1 protein-coding gene is annotated in these 243 nt (G+C 49.0%); it reads left to right on the top strand.

The genetic code is table 11. The features are described from left to right. Nucleotides 1–3 precede the first annotated feature (3 nt). A partial coding sequence (locus tag SB772_RS44780; RefSeq protein ID WP_410839122.1) for a phosphopantothenoylcysteine decarboxylase occupies nt 4–243 on the top strand: 240 nt, incomplete at its 3' end.

Raw genomic sequence — 243 nt, 5'->3', positions numbered from 1 at the left:
GAAATGGAAGCCGCCGTGAATGCTTCTGTACAGCAGCAAAATATTTTTATCGGTTGCGCCGCCGTGGCGGATTATCGCGCAGCTACCGTGGCCCCAGAAAAAATCAAAAAGCAGGCCACGCAGGGTGATGAATTAACAATAAAAATGGTTAAAAACCCCGATATCGTCGCAGGCGTTGCCGCACTAAAAGACCATCGACCCTACGTCGTTGGGTTTGCCGCCGAAACAAATAATGTGGAAGAA

This window comes from Paraburkholderia sp. SIMBA_030 (genome assembly GCF_046535245.1).
GTDB lineage: Bacteria > Pseudomonadota > Gammaproteobacteria > Burkholderiales > Burkholderiaceae > Paraburkholderia.
This window is presented reverse-complemented; position numbering and strand designations above follow the sequence as displayed.